Consider the following 18,696-nt stretch of genomic DNA (forward strand, 5'->3'; position numbering starts at 1 on the left):
TGAATCACGGAATCGGGGTGTGACGTTCCGGCCGATGCCGGACACGAAAGGGACATGAGCAACGACGAGATCTTCGCCGCTGCCTATCGCGAGCACTACTGGGCGGTCAGCCGCTATGTCGCGCGGCGACTGGACGGGCGTACCAGCGAGGTGGAGGAAGTGGTGGCGGAGGTGTTCACGGTCGCCTGGCGACGCCGGGCCGACCTGCCGGGATCCCCACTGCCCTGGCTGTACGGGGTGGCACGGAACTGCCTGGCGAACGCGGTACGCGGTTACGGACGCCGGCGCCGGTTGGTCGACCGGCTGGGCAACGACGAGAGCGCGCACGGTCGGCAGGTCGTGGAAAGCCCCGACGCCGAGGCGCCGGGCGCCTGGGTGCACGAGGCGCTGACCCGGCTCTCCGAGGCCGACCGGGAGGTGCTGCGCCTGACGGCGTGGGAGGAACTGGGCATCGACGAGGTCGCCGTCGCCCTCGGCTGCGGCAGCCGGGCCGCCGCGATGCGGCTGCACCGGGCCCGGCGTCGGCTCAGAGCCGAGATCGACCGCATCCGCCCCGACGCCACCCTGACCAAGGAACACGGCCATGGCTGACGACCTCGACCTCCTGCGCCTCGCCAACCCGCTGCCGGCCGACGGCCCCCACTACGGCGACGGCCCCCTCGACCACCACGCCGAACGCCACCTCAACCGGCTGCTGCACGAACGCCCCGCCGGACGCCGCCGCACTCGACTTCTCTGGAGCCTCGCGACCGGGGCCGTGGTCGCCACGACCGCGCTGACCCTGCTGCTCAGCGGCCCGAGCACCGCCCCCGCGGTCGCCGCCCCCCGCCCGCTGATCGTCCAGGCCGACTCCACCCCCGTCTCCCTGCGACAACTGGCCGAGCGGGCCGAGGCGGTCGCGACCGACGCCTCGCCCCGGCTGCGCAAGGGCACCCACGCCCAGTCCTGGAGCCTGGGCATGAGCGACGACAAGCCCCCGATCACCCTCCCGCAGGAGCGCGTCGTGCGCTGGAAGGCCGACGGCAGCCATACGGAACTCGTGGTCGCCACCGACCCGCTCCACCCCGGCCGCCCCGTTCTCAGCGACGCGAACGGCGACCCGCACCTCGTCGAGGACCGCCACGTCATCAACCGCCAGACCTACCCGCCCAGTTGGAGCGACGCCCCACCCGAGTCACCCCCGCCGCACGACCCCGCGAAACTCCGGGCCTACCTCGCCGAGGCCACGAACACCCACGACTCGATGGACACCCCCGAACTCCTCTACGCGGTCGGGGTGTTGCTCGACAACTGGACCCTCGGCGCCCCGGAGACCGCGGCGCTCGCCGAACTGCTGGCCGACGCGGAGGGACTGCGCCCGGCCGGCCAGGTGACCGACCGCCTGGGCCGGCGCGGCCAGGCGTACGTGTACGACGCTCCCGGCTACCGACGGATGCTGATCATGGACCCGTCCACCGGAGCCGTCCTGGGCCTGGAGACCGTCTACACCAAGGCCATGCCCGAGTACGGGGTGAAGGCGGGTGCGGTCGAGGACTACAGCGCGTGGATGCGCTGAGGGTGAGGCGCGGCTCAGCGGTGGGGGAGGCGCAGCCTTCGGGCGGGCCGTGCTCCCGGAGTGAGCGGGCGGGGGCGTGCCGCTCTCAGGACCGACCGGAGCAGCGCGGCGGACACCTGCCGGCCCGCAGCGGCGACCGGTCGTGGCCGCCGCCGCGTGCGCCCCGGCGCGGCCCGCGCCGAGAAGGTCCAGGTCAGTCGGGAAGTGATCCGGACCCTCGCGGTTCTGCCTCCTACTCGTCCCATGCCTCGATCATGATCTGCTCGGAGATCCTGCCGTCGCGCAGCGTGATCATCGACTCGGACAGGACGCGGACCCCGTCCGGGTACTGGCAGGACTCGCTGTAGGCCGCGCTGTCGCCCTGGATCACGCACTTCTCCAGCTTGTGCGTCATGTCGCGGCTGTAGACGTCGCCGAGCATCTGGCCGATCGCGTCGCGGCCGTGCAGGACCGTGGGGTGGCTGGGCTGGCTGTTGCGGTTGACGACGCGCAGTTCCGCGTCGTCCGCGTAGAGAGACAGAAGCGTCTCCGGAGTGTGTCCTTCGATGCCCCGGCGCAGTGTGTCGGTGTCGAACGCCGGGCGTGCCGCCGTGCCCATGGTGACCTCCCTGGAGGGCCGCGGCCCGAGAGGGGAACGGGCGGCGGAGGGCCTCACCTCCGAGCCTCCTCCGCCTCGGCGGGCTCGGCAAGCGCAACCGTGCGCTGGGCCTGATGGGTGAGGGGGGTCCGGTGGCCGTGACCGTCGAGTGTCGCGTGGCGTTGCTGAAAGCATGATCTCAACACGACGTATCGTCGCCGCCGTTGGTCTTGCCGTCGGTATCACCGGTCTGGCCGCGCCGATGGCGGGCGCGGCCGAGGCGGCCGCACCGGACGCCGGGAAAATCAACCCGATCGCCACGCTCGACTCGCTCACCGTGAGCGACATCCCCGAGCAGCACAAGTCGGCGATCCCGCGGCCTTCCGGCCAGCTGCAGCAGCTGAACAAGCTCAACGACCTCAACCAGCTGCACCAGGTCACCGACCTCGCCGCCCCCGTGACCGGGCTGCTCGAGGGCATGGAGTAGTCGGCCGAACGTCGCACGTCCCAGCCAAGGGCCGCCCGGAACACCGGGCGGCCCTTGACATTGCCTGAGTCGGATCGCAGCATCGCCATAGAACGTGAATCAAGCTTCACCTGGCGAACGCAAAGGTGCGTACGATGCCCATCACCCGTGACCTGTTCATCGGCGGCAAGGACGTGCCCGCCGCCTCCGGCCGGACCGCCGAGGATCTGAATCCGTACACCGGGGAGGTGTACGCGACCGTGGCCGCCGCGAGCCCGGAGGACGTACGGCGGGCCGTGGACGCGGCCGACGCCGCCTTCGAGGAGTGGGCGGCACTGGCGCCCTTCGCCCGGCGGGCGATCTTCCTCAAGGCGGCCGATCTGCTGGACGCCCGGGGCGAGCAGGTCGCCGAGCTGATGGCCCGGGAGGCGGGCGGCACCCGGCCCTGGGCGTACTTCAACGTGGCCCTGGCCGCGAACATCCTGCGCGAGGCCGCCGCCGCGATCACCGCACCGCGCGGCGAGGTGCTCAGCACCCAGGAGCAGGGCGCGTTCGGACTGGCCGTGCGTGAACCGCTGGGCGTGGTCGCCGCGTTCGCGCCGTGGAACGCCCCGGTGATCCTCGGGGTACGCGCCGTCGCGGCGCCGCTCGCGGCCGGCAACACGGTCGTCGTCAAGCCCAGCGAGGACGCGCCGCTCGCCTGCGGACTGCTCGTCGCCGATGTACTGCGCGAGGCCGGGCTGCCCGACGGCGTGCTCAACGTGGTCACCAACGCCCCTGAGGACGCCGCCGAGATCGCCGAGGCGCTCATCGCCGACGAGCGGGTACGGGCCGTCAACTTCACCGGCTCCACCGGCGTCGGCCGCATCATCGGCGAGCACGCGGCCCGCCATCTCAAGCCCGCCGTACTGGAGTTGGGCGGCAAGAACGCGGTGATCGTCCTCGACGACGCCGACGTGGACTACGCGGTCGACGCCGTCACCTTCAGCGTGTTCATGAACGCCGGCCAGATCTGCATGTCCGGCGACCGGATCCTCGTACACGAGTCGCTGGCCGAGGAGTTCACCGCCAAGTTCGCCGCGAAGGTGGCCTCGCTGCAGGCCGGTGACCCGTCGGACCCGCACACCGTGGTGGGCCCGCTGGTGAGCGCGTCGTCGGCGCGGCGGGTGGCCGCGCTGGTCGGGGACGCCGTGGCCAAGGGCGCGAAGGTCGTCGTCGGCGCGGGCGAGCCCGAAGAGGCCGTGCACCCGGCGACCGTACTGAGCGATGTGCCGAAGGACGCCGAGCTGTACTACGCGGAGGCGTTCGGACCGGTCTGCGTGCTCGACACCTTCGCAGACGACGCCACCGCGGTGGCCGTCGCCAACGACACCGACAACGGACTGACCTGCGGCATCATCACCGAGAACGCCACCCACGGGCTGGCCGTCGCGCGCCGGATCCGCACCGGCATCGTGCACATCAACGACCAGTCGGTGGCCGACGAACCACAGGCCCCCTTCGGCGGGGTGAAGGCCTCCGGGTACGGGCGCTTCGGCGGTCGCTGGGGCATCGAGGCGTTCTCCAACACCCGCTGGGTGACCATCGCCACCCAGCAGGCGCACTACCCCTTCTAGGCTCAACGCCCAAGAATCACCCCGCCGTTGCCAGGAACTGCGTGGCCGCCAGCTCCGCGTACAGCGGGTCGCCGGCCACCAGTTCGCGGTGGGTGCCCACGGCCCGTACCCGGCCCGCGTCCATCACCACGATCCGGTCCGCCGTCGTCACCGTCGACAACCGGTGGGCGACGACCAACACCGTCGTCGTACGGGCGACATCGGCGACCGTGTCACGCAACGCGGCCTCGTTCACCGCGTCCAGCTGCGAGGTGGCCTCGTCGAGCAGCAGGAGGCGGGGGCGGCGCAGCAGCGCGCGGGCGATGGCCACACGCTGCCGTTCGCCGCCCGAGAGCTTGGTACCCCGGTGGCCGACCAGAGTGTCAACGCCCTTGGGCAGCCGGGAGATCAGGCCGTCCAGGCGGGTCGTCCTGAGCACGCGGGTGAGCGCGTCGCCGTCGGCCTCCGGGTTGCCCAGCAGCAAGTTGTCCCGCAGGGAGCCGGACAGGACGGGCGCGTCCTGCTCGACGTACCCGATCGCGGACCGGAGCTTGGGCAACTCCCAGTCCTCAAGGGCGCGTCCGTCGAGGGTGATCGCGCCCGACTCGGGGTCGTAGAACCGCTCGATGAGGGAGAACACCGTCGTCTTGCCCGCGCCGGACGGGCCCACGAACGCCGTCATTCCCTGGGCCGGCACGGCGAACGTCACCCCGTGGTGGACGTAGGGCAGGTCGTCGGCGTACCGGAAGCGGACGTCGGTGAAGGCGAGCGCGGCCGGTTCGGCGTCGGTGGAGGGCAACGGGGCGGGCTCGGCCGCCGGTTCGGCGGGCAGGCTCAGTGCCTCCTGGATACGGGCGAGGGCCGCGGCACCCGTCTGGTACTGGGTGATCGCGCCGACCACCTGCTGGATCGGCTGCATCAGATAGAAGACGTAGAGCAGGAACGCGACCAGTGTGCCGACGTCGATGGCCCCCGTCGCGACCCGTGCCCCGCCCACCGCGAGCACCGTGATGAAGGCGATCTGCATCGCCAGGCCCGCCGTGTTGCCCGCCGCCGCCGTCCACTTGGCGGCCCGCACGCTCTGCCGCCACGACTCCTCGGCGGCCTCGTGCAGGGTGCGCTCCTCGCGGTGCTCGGCGCCGGACGCCTTGATCGTGCGCAGCGCGCCCAGGATCCGCTCCAGCGAGGCGCCCATCACGCCGACCGCGTCCTGCGCCTGCCGGCTCGCCCGGTTGATGCGCGGGACGATCAGGCCCAGCACCGTCCCCGCGCAGACGACCACGGCCAGGGTGACCCCGAGCAGGACCGGATCGACCAGGCCCATCATCACGATGGTCGCGACGAGCGTCAGCCCGCCCGTGCCCAGGCCCACGAGCGAGTCGGTGGTGACCTCGCGCAGGAGCGTGGTGTCGGAGGTGATCCGGGCCATCAGATCGCCCGGCTCGCTGCGGTCGACGGCCGTGATCCGCAGCCGCAGCAGATACGACGACAGGGCGCGCCGCGCGCCGAGCACCACCGACTCGGCGGTGCGCCGCAGCACGTACGAACCCAGCGCGCCCAGCGCCGCGTTGGTCACCACGAGCGCTGACATGGCCAGCAGGGCGCCGGTGATGGTCCGGTCGTGCGACAGGTCGTCGATCAACCCCTTGGCCACCAGCGGGAGCAGCAGCCCGGTGGCACCGGTGAGCAGCGAGAGCAGGGCGCCTGCCAGCAGCGTCCACCGGTGCGGCCGGACATAGGCGAGGAGCAGCCGCCAGGCGGGCGGGTCGGGCAGGGTCTCTGCGATGCTCACTGCGCTCCTTCAACAGGCGGGTGAGCATTCAGGCTACGTCGGCGACCGCCCCGAGCCGATGCCAGTCCCGGGCCGTCGACAGCGTGAAGGTGTCGGGCAGGCGTTCCGCCGGCATGTCCACCAGCACTTGGCCCGGGCCCAGTTGGGGTGCCATGTCGACCTGTTGGGGCGACGCCCCGCAGAAGACGTCACGGCAGTCACGGCCACAGGCCGTACCCCCTGGTCAGGATGCGATTCGTGTCGTACAGGGCCTTGGCGCGGACGAGGTCGTCCCAGGCGGGTCCGTAGTGGGCCCGCCAGTCCTCGGGCGTCATCGGCAGCGCGCTGACCGGGTACAGGACCCCGCCGACGGCCCTGGCCCGCTCGTAGACGGCCCGGTTCGCGGCGACCAACTGGCCGACCACGTCGGGGCGTTCGGGCGGTGCCGTGCGCATCAACGAGAGCAGGCAGAGGAGTTCGCCGGGCGGTCGGCGCAGCAGCGGGGCGTGCAGGGCGCTGCCCGTGAGGGGCCGCAGCTGGACGACTCCGCAGCCGCGCAGCCCCTCCTGCGCGCCCTCGGCGAGCACGGACGGGACGAAGGAGGCGGCGGCCTCCTCGGGGAGCAGCAGCGTCAGCCAGGGGTGCGGGCGCTGCCACTCGCCGGAGGCCCGCAACAGCCGTTCGTCGCGGTCGAGGCGATACAGGTACTCCTCGTAGGAGAGATCCTCGATCTCCGCGGTGTCCTGTTCATGGTCCAGGTCGCCGACGAACAACCCATCGTCGGTGGGGACTTGACCGGTGTGCGGGGCCACCGCGTCGATCACGTACTGCCAGTCGCCGCCGAGCGCGGGTCGGGCCTGGCCCACCACATGGCCGAAGCGGGCATCCCGGGCCAGCCGCCGCTGGTCGGCGAAGAACGTGCCGGGGGCGGGGTGGTAGAGGCGGTAGCGGCGGACCAGGGTCGGCGCGGGGACCAGCCGGAGCGTGGCGCGGACGATCAGCGCACACTGGCCGAGTCCCGCCAGGACGGCGTGGAACAGCTCCGGTTCGACCTCGGGCGAGCACGTCACGCACTCGCCGGTGCCGGTGACAACCTCCAACTCCCTTACCCAGTCGGCGACCAGACCGAAGCGGTGGCTGGAGCCGCCGAAACCGCCGGTGCTCAACACCCCGCCGACGCTGCTGCCCAGGTGGTCCGGCAGCACCGGCGGCGCGAGACCCTCGGCCAGCGCGGCCCGTACGACGTCCCGCCACAGGGCGCCCGCACCGGCGACCAGCGTCCGCTCGCCGGGCACACAGCGCACCTCGTCGAGCGCCGCCATGTCGACCACGTAACCGTCGTCGGCCTGGCCCTCGCCGTACAGGGCCTGGCCGCCGCCGCGCGCGGACACCGCGAGCCCTTGCGGCCCGGCGAAGGCGATGAGCTCGCGGACGGCGTCGGCGGACCGCGCCGCGAGGACGCCACGGGGGCGGGATTCGACGATGTGGCCGAAATCGGCGGACGCGCGGAGCAGGTCCGCCTCCCGGGTGACCGTTGTGGGAATGAGTCCGGACGTGCCTGTCATGCCGCACTTCCCAGCGTGTGGAAGTCGAATGCGGGGTTCGCTATTCGGCTTGCGAAAATTTCGGTGAAGACGCGGTCCTGGAGAAGACCGCGCTCCGCGTGCCGCTCGGCAACCGGCGCGGCCGTGCGGTAAGGACCTGCGCCAGGAGGAGTCCTGGTGTCGGCCATGTCGGCTGCCCTTTCGGTCGCTTGTTACGGGAAAGTCGTGCGTCGACCTATTCTCAGAGATTAAAGCGCACGGCTTCGGAGTCCCCTGCGTGGGGAATTGAGAGCAATACAAGAAAGTGCCGACACAGCTCTTAACCAATTCTTGCCACCGTTCTGAAACCCGGTCGCGTTCGTGCACGTGTCCGCCCGTGCGGGACTTCCCGCGGTGACCCGACCAGGGCGCGAGGGTGCCCGGCCGTGCCGTTACCGATCAGTTGCCCGTAGGGTCGGAGGGACGGATGTCGGTCGACGAAAGGGGTCCCCACCATGGCGCAGGAAGTACGTGGCGTGATCGCACCGGGCAAGGACGAGCCGGTACGGGTGGAGACGATCGTCGTACCCGACCCGGGCCCGGGTGAAGCGGTCGTGCAGATCCAGGCCTGCGGGGTCTGTCACACCGACCTGCACTACAAACAGGGCGGAATCAACGACGACTTCCCGTTCCTGCTCGGCCACGAGGCGTCCGGCGTCGTGGAGTCGGTCGGCGAGGGCGTCACCGACGTCGCGCCCGGCGACTTCGTGATCCTCAACTGGCGTGCGGTGTGCGGGAACTGCCGGGCCTGTCTGCGCGGACGCCCCTGGTACTGCTTCAACACGCACAACGCGAAGCAGAAGATGACCCTCACCGACGGCACCGAACTCTCCCCGGCCCTGGGCATCGGCGCCTTCGCCGACAAGACGCTCGTCGCGGCGGGCCAGTGCACCAAGGTCGACCCGTCCGTCGCCCCGCAGGTCGCCGGACTGCTCGGCTGCGGGGTGATGGCCGGCATCGGCGCCGCGATCAACACCGGGAACGTCGGCCGGGGCGACACGGTCGCCGTCATCGGCTGCGGCGGCGTGGGCGACGCGGCGATCGCCGGGTCGAACCTGGCCGGGGCCGCGCGGATCATCGCCGTGGACATCGACGACCGCAAACTGGAGACCGCCCGCACCATGGGCGCCACCCACACCGTCAACTCCAAGGACACGGACCCGATCGAGGCGATCCGCGAGCTGACCGGCGGGTTCGGCGCCGACGTCGTCATCGAGGCGGTCGGCCGCCCGGAGACGTACAAGCAGGCCTTCTACGCCCGCGATCTCGCCGGGACCGTGGTGCTGGTCGGCGTGCCCACCCCGGAGATGAAGCTCGAACTCCCGCTCCTGGACGTCTTCGGACACGGCGGCTCGCTCAAGTCCTCCTGGTACGGCGACTGCCTGCCCTCCCGCGACTTCCCCATGCTCATCGACCTCCATCTCCAAGGCCGACTGGATCTGGGCGCGTTCGTGACCGAGACGATCGAACTGACCGACGTGGAGAAGGCCTTCGAGCGGATGCACCAGGGCGACGTCCTGCGTTCGGTGGTGATGCTGTGATGGCCGCGCGCATCGAACACCTCGTCACCTCAGGGCAGTTCACGCTCGACGGCGGCACCTGGGACGTCGACAACAACGTGTGGATCGTCGGCGACGACCACGAGGCGATCGTCATCGACGCCGCGCACGACGCCGACGCCATCCTCGAAGCCGTCGGCGACCGGCGGCTCGTGGCCATCGTGTGCACCCACGCCCACAACGACCACATCGACGCCGCGCCCGCCCTGGCCGACCGCACCGGCGCCCGCATCTGGCTGCACCCCGACGACCTGCCCCTGTGGAAGCAGACCCACCCCGACCGCGACCCCGACGCGCACCTGGCCGACGGACAGGTCATCGAGGCCGCCGGCGCCGACCTGACCGTGATCCACACCCCCGGGCACGCACCGGGCGCGATCTGCCTCTACGACCCCGGACTGGGCACGGTCTTCACCGGCGACACCCTCTTCCAGGGCGGCCCCGGCGCGACCGGCCGCTCCTACTCCCACTTCCCGACGATCATCGACTCCATCCGCGACCGCCTGCTCACCCTCCCGCCCGACACCAAGGTCCTCACCGGCCACGGCGACGGCACCACCATCGGAGCCGAGGCCTCGCACCTGGAGGAGTGGATCGCGCGCGGGCACTGAGCGGGCGGACTATACGATCACCAGGCATGACCACCAACACGCTCGTCACCCTGCACGGCGTACGCGTCCTGCGCATCGACCCCGAAGGCCCGCCGCTCGACGGTGAACAGGCCGCGCTCGACCTGATCGGCGACGCGATGGGGCAGGACGCCGAACTCGTGGCGGTGCCCGTCGAGCGGGTCGCGGACGAGTTCTTCCGGCTGCGGTCCGGGGTGGCGGGCGCGGTCATGCAGAAGTTCGTGAACTACCGCCAGCGCCTGGTGATCGTCGGAGACGTGTCCCGGCACGTCTCCGAGAGCACGGCCCTGCGCGACTTCGTGCACGAGACCAACCAGGGCGGACACGTGTGGTTCCTCGCCGACCACGACGCGCTCGACGCGAGGCTGCGCCCGACTGGATGAACCTCCTCGAATAGGCGACAGAAGGTGTCCGGCTTTCCCGAGATCCTCGACGCAGAGGCACGCACGCAACGGGAAACGGGAGGTCGGACATGTCCGCACCGCTGAAGGGCAAGGTCGCGCTGGTCGCCGGGGCGACACGGGGCGCGGGGCGCGGGGTCGCGGTGGAACTGGGCGCGGCCGGCGCCACGGTCTACGTCACCGGCCGCACCACCCGCGAGCGCCGCTCCGAGTACGACCGCCCCGAGACCATCGAGGACACCGCCGACCTCGTCACCGAAGCCGGCGGCCAGGGCATCGCCGTACCCACCGACCATCTCGACCCGGCCCAGGTCCGCACCCTCGTCGACCGCATCGCGGACGAGCAGGGCCGGCTCGACGTCCTCGTCAACGACATCTGGGGCGCCGAGAACCTCTTCGAATGGGACACCCCCGTCTGGGAGCACGACCTCGACAAGGGTCTGAGGCTGCTCCGGCTCGCGGTCGAGACACACGCGATCACCAGCCACCACGCCCTGCCCCTCCTCCTGCGCCACCCCGGCGGACTCGTCGTCGAGATGACCGACGGCACCGCGGACTACAACCGCGACACCTACCGGGTCTCCTTCTTCTACGACCTCGCCAAGTCCTCCGTGCTGCGCATGGCCTTCGCCCTCGGCCACGAACTCGGCCCGCGCGGTGCCACCGCCGTCGCGCTGACTCCGGGCTGGCTGCGCTCGGAGATCATGCTCGGCCACTTCGGCGTGCGCGAGGACAACTGGCGCGACGCCCTCGAAGCCGTCCCGCACTTCGCGATCTCCGAGACCCCGCGCTACGTCGGCCGCGCCGTCACCGCGCTCGCCACCGACCCCGAGGTGGCCCGCCGCAACGGCCAGTCCCTCTCCAGCGGCGGCCTCGCCCAGGACTACGGCTTCACCGACCTCGACGGCAGCCGCCCCGACGCCTGGCGCTACCTCGTCGAGGTGCAGGACACGGGCAAACCGGCGGACGTGACCGGCTACCGCTGAGCTCAGACGGACGGCACCTGCGGCAGCGGCCAGCGCGCCGAGTGCCCCGGCCCGAGGCCCAACTCGTCGCGTACGGCCGCGTAGTAGCCCTGGCGTCCGGCCCGCTGCCGCTCCAGCAGGACCTGCCACGCGTCGGGATCCCGCGTGCCCTCGCGCAGGAACCGCTCCATCGCCAGCACCGTGCCGACCCAGACCCGGGCCTTCCCCACCACCTCCGGACTGCCCAGCAGGAGCAGCGTCTCCCCGGCCGGGTCGCGGGCGAGCCCGGCCTCGGCGATCAGCGGGGCCGCCTCCTCGGGCGACAGGGGGTGCGGATGCGGGTCGTTGCCCAGGTGGGAGGCCACCCGATAGGTGAGCGTGACCGTCTTCTTCAGCACGCGCGCGTAGTCGCTGTACACGGCGAGCCGCCGCTCCTCCCAACGGGCCGCCCGCTCCCGGCGGTACCGGGCCTGATCACCCTGTACCACGGCCAGATAGGAACCGAGCGCGCCGATCACCACACCTATGAGCGCGGGCAGTTGCTGCGTGAACGCTGACATGGGCGCACGGTATCTGCCCAGTTGATCGTTTCGGGAGTAGGTTCGGCCCATGGCTGACACGAAGCGCTTCGAGGGATACGGAGTTCTGGTCACCGGCGCGGCCCGTGGTATCGGTGCCGCGATCTCCCGGCGGCTCGCGGGGGAGGGGGCGCGGGTCCTGATGGCCGACGTCGACGGGCCCGAGGCGGAGAAGACCGCGGGCGTGCTGCGCGAACAGGGGCTCGCCGTCGAGGCGTTGGAGTGCGACGTGGCCGACCGCGCGTCGGTGGAGGCGGCCGTCGCGCACGCCGTCGAGGCCTTCGGCTCGCTGGACGTCCTGGTCAACTGCGCGGCCCACTGTACGCCCGACACCCCGCTCTTCGAGGACGGCACGGACGACGCGTGGGCCCGCGACCTCGACATCACCCTGACCGGCACCTACCGCTGCTGCCGGGCCGCTCTCCCGCACCTGGCCGCATCGGGCCGCGGCGCCGTCGTCTCGATCGGCTCGGTGAACGGCATCGTGGACTTCGGTAACCAGGCCTACAGCGCCGGAAAGGCGGGCCTCGGCTCCCTGACCCGCACCCTCGCCGGGCACGCGGCTCCCCGAGGGGTGCGCGTCAACCTCGTGATCCCGGGGACGATCCGTACCTCGGCCTGGGAGGGACGGGACGACGAGCTTGAGGCGATCCGCCCCCTCTACCCCCTGGGCCGGATCGGCGAGCCCGACGACATCGCCTCCGCCGTCGCCTTCCTCGCCTCCCGCGACGCGTCCTGGATCACCGGCACCTCACTCGTGGTCGACGGTGGCATCACCGCCGCGAGCCCCGGATTCACCGCCAGACTCCGACCCTGACCACGACATCGGGCGACGGCCGATTGTCACCGTTTCGTCGCAGCGCGCCCAGCCGTACAACGAAGAGGACCGGGCACCGGTCTAGGTGGAAGAGATCGCAGGAACGTACCCGGTCATACGACCGCAAGAAGGGAAATGGGCCCACCATGGGGGACATACGCAGACGGGGAGCCGTCGCACTCGGGATCACCGGACTCGTCGCACCGCTCGCACTCGCGCTCGGCACCGCGCCCGCGCAGGCGGCCACGAACTGCACCACGCAGGCCGGGCCCTACCAGAAGAAGGTCGAGAAGTTCCTCGGCCGGCCGGTCGACGGCAAGCAGTCCACCGCCGACTGCAAGGCCATCAAGGCCTTCCAGACCAAGCACGGCATCACGCCGAACATCGGCTACGCCGGATCCGTCACGTGGGGCGTGATGGACCTGATGAACAAGCAGAAGGCCGTCGGGAACAACCCGAACAAGGACCGCAAGTGCCCGACCAACAAGGGCCGCATCGCCTGCGTCAACCTCACCCTCCAGCTCAGCTGGATCCAGGACGGCAGCAGGCTCGTCTACGGCCCGGTCCCGGTCCGCACGGGCCGCAACGGCTACGAGACCCGCACCGGTCTGAAGAAGATCTACTGGCGCGACATCGACCACGTCTCCAGCATCTACGACGTGCCGATGCCCTACAGCCAGTTCTTCGACGGCGGCCAGGCCTTCCACTCGGTCAACCTCAGCATGTGGAACCCGCCGGGCTCGCACGGCTGCGTCAACATGACCAAGACCACCGCCAAGAAGTACTGGTCGCTGCTGAAGAAGGGCGACGACGTCTTCGTCTACGGCCGCAAGCCGGGCACCTGATCGGATCGGGCACCCGGCGCACGGGACGACGTCACGCCTCGGGCGCGTCCCCGAAGTCCGGGATGTCCAGCCTTGCCCCGCCCTGCCGCGCGGAGTCGTGCGCGATGATCCCCGGCAGGGTGTAGCGGGCGGCGACCCAGGCGTTCACGGAGGGCAGCGTCCCGGTGTTGACCGCGGTCACGAAGTCGTCCGCCAGGAAGTGGTGGCTGCCCTCGTGGCCGTTGTGCAGGTGGTCGAACTCCCGCGGCAGCCGCGCGCGGTCGTGCACGGGGGCCGAGCCCGAGGTGAACGCGGCCCGCAGGTCGGGCGCGATGTGCTGGAGCGAGGGGTCGTCGGGGGACATGGTGGGCTTGGGCTCCAGCAGTTCGCTGATGTCCTGCACCCCCTTCTTGTCCTGCCAGAAGGCCACCGTCGCGAGCTGCTCCATGCTGGCGTCCGTCCCGAAGAACCGGAAACGTGACTCCCGGATCTGCGAGGGGTAGCCCACCCGCCGGAACTCGTTCGTACGGAACGAACCGCCGCCGGCCACCTCGAACAGCGCGGTCGCGTTGGAGAAGTCGTTGCCGAACTGGCTGACGTCCTTGTCGAAGACCCCGTCCCCGCGGTCGTCGACCACTCCGATCGCCGACACGCTCACCGCGTGGGTCTGCCAGGCACCGAGCACCCCGCCCACCGAGTGCGTCGGGTACAGCAGCGGGGGATAGCTGGCGGTCGCCTTCCAGTTCTCGCCGCCGCTGTACTGGTACGCCTCGTAGAACCCCAGGTCCATGTCGTGGACGTAGTCGCCCTCGGCGTAGAAGATCCGCCCGAACGCGCCCTCGGCGATCTGCTTGCGCGCGTGCACGGTCGCCGGGTTGTACTGGCTGGTCTCGCCCATCATGTACGTCAGTCCGGTGGTGCGGACCGTGTCGATGATCGCGGCGATCTCGTCGGTGGTGATCGCCATGGGGACCGCGGAGTACACGTGCTTGCCGGCGTTCAGGCCCTGCAGCACGAGCGGGCCGTGCGTCCAGCGCTGCGTGAAGATCGCGACCGCGTCCACGGCCTTCGACTCCAGCATCGCCTCGTACGACGGGAAGGTGCCGGCCAGCTGCTGGGTGGCGACGAGCTGTTCGGCCCGCTCCGGCAGCAGGTCGGTGACGTAGACGTCGCCGACACCGGGGTGGGCATGGAACAGGGTGGCGAACTGGCCGGAGAACTGCCCGGCGCCGACGATGCCGATCGAGAACGTCATGTAAGGCGTGTCCTTCGCTGGTCGAGAATCCTCGCGCCACTTACTTTTGTTGCGAAAGAATCGTCTCGTCAAGATGTCTGCGGGAATGTGCTGACATCTTTGCTTGCGCATCCCGCGGCCCTAGGGTGTGCCTGTTGCTTCTACGGTGAAACTAATTCATGGGGAGAACGACGTCCATGACCACTCATGCCGCCAGCTGGCTCCCGCTGAGTGCGGGTGAGCGCTCGGTGGCGATCGAGGTGCTCGTCCACGGGCCGCTCTCGCGCACCGAACTCGCCCGCCGGCTCGACCTCTCCGCGGGCAGCCTCACCCGGCTGACCAAGCCGCTGATCGAGTCGGGCCTGCTGGTCGAGGTCCCCGAGGCCGGCACCCCGGCGGAGGTGCGCCAGGGCCGTCCCTCCCAGCCGCTGGACGTGGTCGCCGAGTCCCGCTCCTTCATCGGCTTCAAGATCACCGCAGACATGGTCTACGGCGTCGTCACCACCCTCAGGAGCGACATCGTCGCCCGCCTCGACCGCCCGCTGGACTCCCTCGATCCGGCCCAAGTAGCCGATGTGCTCGCGGAGATGACCAAGGAGCTCACTCACGCGCACCGGGGTCTGGCCGGCATAGGCATCGGTGTGGGCGGCCTGGTCGAGGACCGTGCCGTGGTGCGGGAGTCGCCGTTCCTGCTGTGGCGGGACGTCCCGCTGGCCGAACTGGTGCGGGCGCGCACGGGGTTGCCCGTGGTCGTCGAGAACGACGTCGCCGCGCTCGTCGAGGCCGAGACCTGGTTCGGCGCAGGCCGCGGCCTGGACCGCTTCGTCGTCCTGACCATCGGCGCGGGGATCGGCTACGGGCTGGTCCAGGGCGGCAAGCGGGTGCCGAACGCCGAGGAGGACCGCGGCTTCGGCCGTCACTGGATCCTCGCCCCCGACGGGCCGCTCACCCCCGACGGGGAGCGCGGCAGCGCCGTCTCCCTGCTGACGATCGGCAACATCCGCTACCAGATCAACGCGGCCACCGGCCGTGACCACAGCTACGAGGAGATCCTCGCCCTGGCCGCCGCCGGCACCCCCGGCCCGGCCCGCGTGATCGGCGAGGCGGCCCGCGCGCTCGGCATCCTGGTCGCCCACATCGCCAACTTCGCGATGCCGCAGAAGATCCTGCTGGCCGGCGAGGGCGTCGGTCTGATGGAGGTGGCCGGGCACACGGTCGAGGAGACGGTCCGCACCCACCGGCACCCGCTGTCCCCCCGGGTCGCCCTGGAGACGAAGGTCTCCGACTTCCACGACTGGGCCCGGGGCGCGGCCGCGCTGGCCATCCAGGTCCTGGTGCTGGGACCTGCGCAGACGTGAATTCCGGGCCTGATGCGGCAGATGGACGTGATCAGTAACACGGTCCGAATTGCCGGTTTATCCCCCCATTACTCACAACGCCTTCACCCGTCGGGCCGTATGCTTCACACCATGTCCACCACTGTTGAACCCGCCGCCGATCGCTCGGCAGACGAGGTCAACGAGGAGATCCGGGCCCTGTGGCACCGGTCGGGCGGGACACTGAGCGTCGAGCAGCGCGAGGAGTACCAGCGGCTCGTGCTGGAGTGGGCCGCCGCGGCCCCGCAGCCGGCGCACGCGGCCTGACCCGCACGCCGGCCAGAGCCCCCGAGCCTCGACCTCGACGGCCTTCCGAAAGACCTACGAGGGCACCCGATCCGACCGGACGGGTGCCCTTTCCCTTGGCGTCATCCCCACATCGCCCGGTACTGGCGCTGGTACGCCTTGCGGTCCTGCTCGGCGCGGATGAAGCGGGTGGCCACCAGCGCGACCATGCTGCCCGCGATCACCAGCAGGCCCGGACCGACGTTCTGGGGGTCCGTGATCCGGGACAGGAGCGTCGCGCCGGCCCCGATGCCCGACGAGGGAGCCGAGGACCCGGGGGACGTGGAACCGGGGGCGATCGCGCTGTGCGTCGCGGAGGCGGCCGGCGTCGGCGCCTGCGAGGCGTTCTGCCCGGCCGCCCCCTGCTTGGACACGATCATCTGGACGTTGAGCGCGGTCATCGCCTTGGTCACCGGCTGGAAGAACGTCGTACCCCCCGCGGTGCAGTCGCCGCTGCCGCCCGAGGTGACGCCCAGCGCGATGCCATCGGAGAACATCGGGCCGCCGCTGTCCCCGGGCTCGGCGCACACATTGGTCTCGATCAGGCCGGTCACCGTGCCCTCGGGGTAGTTCACCGTCGCGTTCAGCCCCGTCACCTGCCCGTCGCGCAGACCGCTCGTGCTGCCGCTGCGGAACACCCGCTCGCCTACCGACGGATCGCCCACTCCCGTGATCCGCACGCCGTTGCCGTTGCCGATGGAGACCACGTCGGCCCCGGCGCCCGCCGTGCCGCTCGCGTACTGGACCAGCGAGAAGTCACTGCCGGGGAAGTTCTGCTGGACCGTCTTGCCCACCTGCTGGTTGCCCTGGTTGTCGGCGAACCAGATCGAGCCGGTCGGCCCGCAGTGCCCGGCGGTGAGAATGAAGTCGCTCTGCCCGTTCGTCACGTTGAAGCCGGCCGAGCAGCGCCCGCCGGTCGACAGGATCGGCTGCGCGCCGTTGATCCGGGTGGTGAAGGTGCCCTGGGTGCGCTCCATCCGCACGAAGGTGCCGATGTTGCCCGCGACCTGGGTCATCCGGGACCAGTCGGAGGAGGAGACGGTGCTGTCGCCCTGCACCACCACCTGGTTGGTCCGGTAGTCCATCACCCAGGCCGTGCCGGGCACCCGGGGCGCCGAACGCAGCGTCGAGGCGGCCGACTTGAGCTCGTTCATGCTGTGGCTGACGACCTTCGCCACGACCCCGGCCCGCTCCACCTCGGCGGCCGTCCTCTCGTCGGTCACCGCGACGACCGGCCGCCCGTCGGCGCCGATCCAGTTGCCCGCCGTACGGGAGGTACCGAGCCGGGACGCGAGTTGGGCGCCCTTGTCCGTGGTGTCCGTGGCGCTGAACGGGACGGCGGACGTGCCGGAGGGTTCACTCGCCATGGCGGCCTGCGTCACCATCGCTCCTCCCAGGAGGAGTCCGCCGACGGCCGCCAGCCGCGTAACCCGCCGGACGATCCGTCGTCGTGCGTGCCTCATCAATGGCTCCCGAACCCCGAACGCGCGGCCTCAACACCGCGGGGCGCTCCGGTCGTTGAGTGCCCTCCCTCCTTAACGGGTGCGGAGGCGGAGGCGTTCAGAGCGCGCGTGATCTTCTCACTGTTTCGCGGACCGTCCCGGCTCACTTCTTGAGGGCCACTCCGCCGTACATCGCCACCTCCTGAGGCACGGCCGCCCCGTGCGCCCCCTCCGGCCGCCAGCGCGAGCACGACACCACCCCAGGCTCCAGCAACTCCAGCCCGTCGAAGAAGCGGGTCACGGCCTGCGGGCTGCGCTGGGTGAGGGGCGGGATGCCGTGCTCGTTCCAGAACCTGACCGCCTCGTCCACGTCCGGCATCGCCGGGCTGGTGATGGTGTGGGAGAGGACGAGGTGGCTGCCGGCCGGGAGCGCGTCCAGGTACCGGCGGACGACGGCGTACGGATCCTCCTCGTCCGGCAGGAAGATGACCACCCCCAGCAGCATGAGAGCCACCGGTTGGGTGAAGTCCAGTGTCCTGGCCGCCCGTTCCAGGACCGTGTCCACGTCGCGCAGGTCCGCGTCGAGGTGGTCGGTGCGGCCCTCCGCGGAACTCGTGAGCAGCGCGCGGGCGTGGGCCATGACGAGCGGGTCGTTGTCGACGTAGACGATCCTGCACTCCGGGGCGTGCCGCTGGGCGATCTCGTGGGTGTTGTCGGCCGTGGGCAGCCCGGTGCCTATGTCGAGGAACTGGCGGATCCCGGCCTCGGTGACGAGGTGACGCACGGCGCGTTCCAGGAACTGCCGGTCCGCGCGGGCGTACTCGCCGATGGCCGGATGGAGTTCACGGATCCGGTCGCCGGCCTCCCGGTCGACCTCGTAGTAGTCGCCGCCACCGAGCCAGTAGTTCCAGATCCGGGCCGCGTGCGGGCGCAGTGTGTCGATGCGTCTGCGCAGTGCCGCGGCGGGATCGTCCGTGGCTGGGATGTGCTCCGTCACGGGGTCAGCTCCTGGAGTGCCTGGTGGGGGGTGCGGATGTGT

20 protein-coding genes are annotated in these 18,696 nt (G+C 70.9%); 12 read left to right on the forward strand and 8 right to left on the reverse strand.

What is annotated here, in order from left to right; genetic code table 11:
* Positions 1-54 precede the first annotated feature (54 nt).
* Together M2283_RS05865 and M2283_RS05870 are read left to right on the forward strand one after the other, a co-directional pair.
* Positions 55-591 (forward strand): RNA polymerase sigma factor, encoded by a 537-nt coding sequence (locus M2283_RS05865; RefSeq protein WP_280874947.1) that lies wholly within the window; start codon positions 55-57, stop codon positions 589-591.
* Positions 584-1,555, forward strand: coding sequence for a CU044_5270 family protein (locus tag M2283_RS05870; RefSeq protein WP_280874948.1), 972 nt, complete (start codon positions 584-586; stop codon positions 1,553-1,555). Before M2283_RS05865 ends, M2283_RS05870 begins: the two co-directional genes overlap by 8 nt.
* Positions 1,556-1,787: 232 nt before the next feature.
* Here the strand turns inward: M2283_RS05870 and M2283_RS05875 are convergent, their stop codons facing one another.
* Complete coding sequence (locus M2283_RS05875) at positions 1,788-2,153, reverse strand: nuclear transport factor 2 family protein (RefSeq protein ID WP_280874949.1); 366 nt, start codon at positions 2,151-2,153, stop codon at positions 1,788-1,790.
* 172 nt (positions 2,154-2,325) lie between these two features.
* Here M2283_RS05875 and M2283_RS05880 point away from each other — a divergent pair, with 172 nt between their 5' ends.
* Entirely contained in the window at positions 2,326-2,619 is a 294-nt protein-coding gene (locus M2283_RS05880) for a hypothetical protein (RefSeq protein ID WP_280874950.1), read from the forward strand.
* 134 nt (positions 2,620-2,753) lie between these two features.
* On the forward strand, positions 2,754-4,214 hold the full coding sequence (locus M2283_RS05885) for an aldehyde dehydrogenase family protein (protein ID WP_280874951.1): 1,461 nt from the start codon (positions 2,754-2,756) through the stop codon (positions 4,212-4,214).
* Between the two features lie 16 nt (positions 4,215-4,230).
* Here M2283_RS05885 and M2283_RS05890 read toward each other — a convergent pair whose 3' ends face one another.
* From M2283_RS05890 to M2283_RS05900, 3 genes are read right to left on the reverse strand one after another with little or no spacing between them, the layout of a single operon-like run.
* Positions 4,231-5,985, reverse strand: coding sequence for an ABC transporter ATP-binding protein (locus tag M2283_RS05890; RefSeq protein ID WP_280874952.1), 1,755 nt, complete (start codon positions 5,983-5,985; stop codon positions 4,231-4,233).
* A 28-nt stretch (positions 5,986-6,013) separates the two neighbouring features.
* Complete coding sequence (locus tag M2283_RS05895; protein WP_280874953.1) at positions 6,014-6,139, reverse strand: hypothetical protein; 126 nt, start codon at positions 6,137-6,139, stop codon at positions 6,014-6,016.
* A 43-nt stretch (positions 6,140-6,182) separates the two neighbouring features.
* On the reverse strand, positions 6,183-7,529 hold the full coding sequence (locus M2283_RS05900) for an FAD-binding protein (RefSeq protein WP_280874954.1): 1,347 nt from the start codon (positions 7,527-7,529) through the stop codon (positions 6,183-6,185).
* Positions 7,530-8,002: 473 nt separating this feature from the next.
* Here M2283_RS05900 and M2283_RS05905 point away from each other — a divergent pair, with 473 nt between their 5' ends.
* The 4 genes from M2283_RS05905 (at position 8,003) to M2283_RS05920 (ending at position 11,122) form a co-directional block, all read left to right on the forward strand.
* Positions 8,003-9,088: an S-(hydroxymethyl)mycothiol dehydrogenase gene (locus tag M2283_RS05905; protein ID WP_280874955.1), complete on the forward strand. Its 1,086-nt coding sequence runs from the start codon at positions 8,003-8,005 to the stop codon at positions 9,086-9,088.
* Positions 9,088-9,717, forward strand: a complete 630-nt coding sequence (locus M2283_RS05910) for an MBL fold metallo-hydrolase (RefSeq protein WP_280874956.1) — start codon at positions 9,088-9,090, stop codon at positions 9,715-9,717. Before M2283_RS05905 ends, M2283_RS05910 begins: the two co-directional genes overlap by 1 nt.
* A gap of 26 nt (positions 9,718-9,743) precedes the next feature.
* Positions 9,744-10,118, forward strand: a complete 375-nt coding sequence (locus tag M2283_RS05915) for a DUF4180 domain-containing protein (protein ID WP_280874957.1) — start codon at positions 9,744-9,746, stop codon at positions 10,116-10,118.
* Positions 10,119-10,207: 89 nt separating this feature from the next.
* The gene (locus tag M2283_RS05920) at positions 10,208-11,122 is read left to right on the forward strand and encodes an SDR family oxidoreductase (protein WP_280874959.1); all 915 of its coding nucleotides are present in this window, start codon (positions 10,208-10,210) and stop codon (positions 11,120-11,122) included.
* A 2-nt stretch (positions 11,123-11,124) separates the two neighbouring features.
* Here the strand turns inward: M2283_RS05920 and M2283_RS05925 are convergent, their stop codons facing one another.
* Positions 11,125-11,661 carry a hypothetical protein gene (locus M2283_RS05925; protein WP_280874960.1) on the reverse strand — a complete coding sequence of 179 codons (537 nt, stop codon included), beginning with the start codon at positions 11,659-11,661 and terminating at the stop codon, positions 11,125-11,127.
* Between the two features lie 49 nt (positions 11,662-11,710).
* On the opposite strand from M2283_RS05925, the gene M2283_RS05930 reads away from it, so the two are divergent.
* Positions 11,711-12,496 (forward strand): SDR family NAD(P)-dependent oxidoreductase, encoded by a 786-nt coding sequence (locus M2283_RS05930; protein WP_280874961.1) that lies wholly within the window; start codon positions 11,711-11,713, stop codon positions 12,494-12,496.
* A gap of 146 nt (positions 12,497-12,642) precedes the next feature.
* Complete coding sequence (locus tag M2283_RS05935) at positions 12,643-13,341, forward strand: L,D-transpeptidase family protein (protein WP_280874962.1); 699 nt, start codon at positions 12,643-12,645, stop codon at positions 13,339-13,341.
* Positions 13,342-13,372: 31 nt separating this feature from the next.
* Here M2283_RS05935 and M2283_RS05940 read toward each other — a convergent pair whose 3' ends face one another.
* On the reverse strand, positions 13,373-14,575 hold the full coding sequence (locus M2283_RS05940; protein ID WP_280874963.1) for a Gfo/Idh/MocA family protein: 1,203 nt from the start codon (positions 14,573-14,575) through the stop codon (positions 13,373-13,375).
* A gap of 176 nt (positions 14,576-14,751) precedes the next feature.
* On the opposite strand from M2283_RS05940, the gene M2283_RS05945 reads away from it, so the two are divergent.
* A complete protein-coding gene (locus tag M2283_RS05945; RefSeq protein WP_280874964.1) occupies positions 14,752-15,912 on the forward strand; it encodes an ROK family transcriptional regulator in 1,161 nt (386 codons plus the stop codon).
* A 99-nt stretch (positions 15,913-16,011) separates the two neighbouring features.
* Positions 16,012-16,197 carry a hypothetical protein gene (locus M2283_RS05950; protein WP_280874965.1) on the forward strand — a complete coding sequence of 62 codons (186 nt, stop codon included), beginning with the start codon at positions 16,012-16,014 and terminating at the stop codon, positions 16,195-16,197.
* A gap of 101 nt (positions 16,198-16,298) precedes the next feature.
* Here M2283_RS05950 and M2283_RS05955 read toward each other — a convergent pair whose 3' ends face one another.
* Together M2283_RS05955 and M2283_RS05960 are read right to left on the reverse strand one after the other, a co-directional pair.
* Positions 16,299-17,678: a S1 family peptidase gene (locus M2283_RS05955; RefSeq protein WP_280874966.1), complete on the reverse strand. Its 1,380-nt coding sequence runs from the start codon at positions 17,676-17,678 to the stop codon at positions 16,299-16,301.
* A gap of 142 nt (positions 17,679-17,820) precedes the next feature.
* Entirely contained in the window at positions 17,821-18,654 is an 834-nt protein-coding gene (locus M2283_RS05960; RefSeq protein ID WP_280874967.1) for an SAM-dependent methyltransferase, read from the reverse strand.
* Between the last annotated feature and the right edge of the window lie 42 nt (positions 18,655-18,696).

The sequence above is a fragment of the Streptomyces pseudovenezuelae genome, assembly GCF_029892565.1.
Classification (GTDB): Bacteria; Actinomycetota; Actinomycetes; order Streptomycetales; family Streptomycetaceae; genus Streptomyces; species Streptomyces pseudovenezuelae_A.

Excerpts from the sequence above, each read along its gene's own strand:
- M2283_RS05865 (WP_280874947.1), top strand. The coding sequence starts at position 55 with ATGAGCAACGACGAGATCTTCGCCGCTGCCTATCGCGAGCACTACTGG.
- M2283_RS05870 (WP_280874948.1), top strand. The coding sequence starts at position 584 with ATGGCTGACGACCTCGACCTCCTGCGCCTCGCCAACCCGCTGCCGGCC.
- M2283_RS05875 (WP_280874949.1), bottom strand. The coding sequence starts at position 2,153 with ATGGGCACGGCGGCACGCCCGGCGTTCGACACCGACACACTGCGCCGG.
- M2283_RS05880 (WP_280874950.1), top strand. The coding sequence starts at position 2,326 with ATGATCTCAACACGACGTATCGTCGCCGCCGTTGGTCTTGCCGTCGGT.
- M2283_RS05885 (WP_280874951.1), top strand. The coding sequence starts at position 2,754 with ATGCCCATCACCCGTGACCTGTTCATCGGCGGCAAGGACGTGCCCGCC.
- M2283_RS05895 (WP_280874953.1), bottom strand. The coding sequence starts at position 6,139 with ATGGCACCCCAACTGGGCCCGGGCCAAGTGCTGGTGGACATGCCGGCG.
- M2283_RS05900 (WP_280874954.1), bottom strand. The coding sequence starts at position 7,529 with ATGACAGGCACGTCCGGACTCATTCCCACAACGGTCACCCGGGAGGCG.
- M2283_RS05905 (WP_280874955.1), top strand. The coding sequence starts at position 8,003 with ATGGCGCAGGAAGTACGTGGCGTGATCGCACCGGGCAAGGACGAGCCG.
- M2283_RS05910 (WP_280874956.1), top strand. The coding sequence starts at position 9,088 with ATGGCCGCGCGCATCGAACACCTCGTCACCTCAGGGCAGTTCACGCTC.
- M2283_RS05915 (WP_280874957.1), top strand. The coding sequence starts at position 9,744 with ATGACCACCAACACGCTCGTCACCCTGCACGGCGTACGCGTCCTGCGC.
- M2283_RS05920 (WP_280874959.1), top strand. The coding sequence starts at position 10,208 with ATGTCCGCACCGCTGAAGGGCAAGGTCGCGCTGGTCGCCGGGGCGACA.
- M2283_RS05925 (WP_280874960.1), bottom strand. The coding sequence starts at position 11,661 with ATGTCAGCGTTCACGCAGCAACTGCCCGCGCTCATAGGTGTGGTGATC.
- M2283_RS05930 (WP_280874961.1), top strand. The coding sequence starts at position 11,711 with ATGGCTGACACGAAGCGCTTCGAGGGATACGGAGTTCTGGTCACCGGC.
- M2283_RS05935 (WP_280874962.1), top strand. The coding sequence starts at position 12,643 with ATGGGGGACATACGCAGACGGGGAGCCGTCGCACTCGGGATCACCGGA.
- M2283_RS05940 (WP_280874963.1), bottom strand. The coding sequence starts at position 14,575 with ATGACGTTCTCGATCGGCATCGTCGGCGCCGGGCAGTTCTCCGGCCAG.
- M2283_RS05945 (WP_280874964.1), top strand. The coding sequence starts at position 14,752 with ATGACCACTCATGCCGCCAGCTGGCTCCCGCTGAGTGCGGGTGAGCGC.
- M2283_RS05950 (WP_280874965.1), top strand. The coding sequence starts at position 16,012 with ATGCTTCACACCATGTCCACCACTGTTGAACCCGCCGCCGATCGCTCG.
- M2283_RS05955 (WP_280874966.1), bottom strand. The coding sequence starts at position 17,678 with ATGAGGCACGCACGACGACGGATCGTCCGGCGGGTTACGCGGCTGGCG.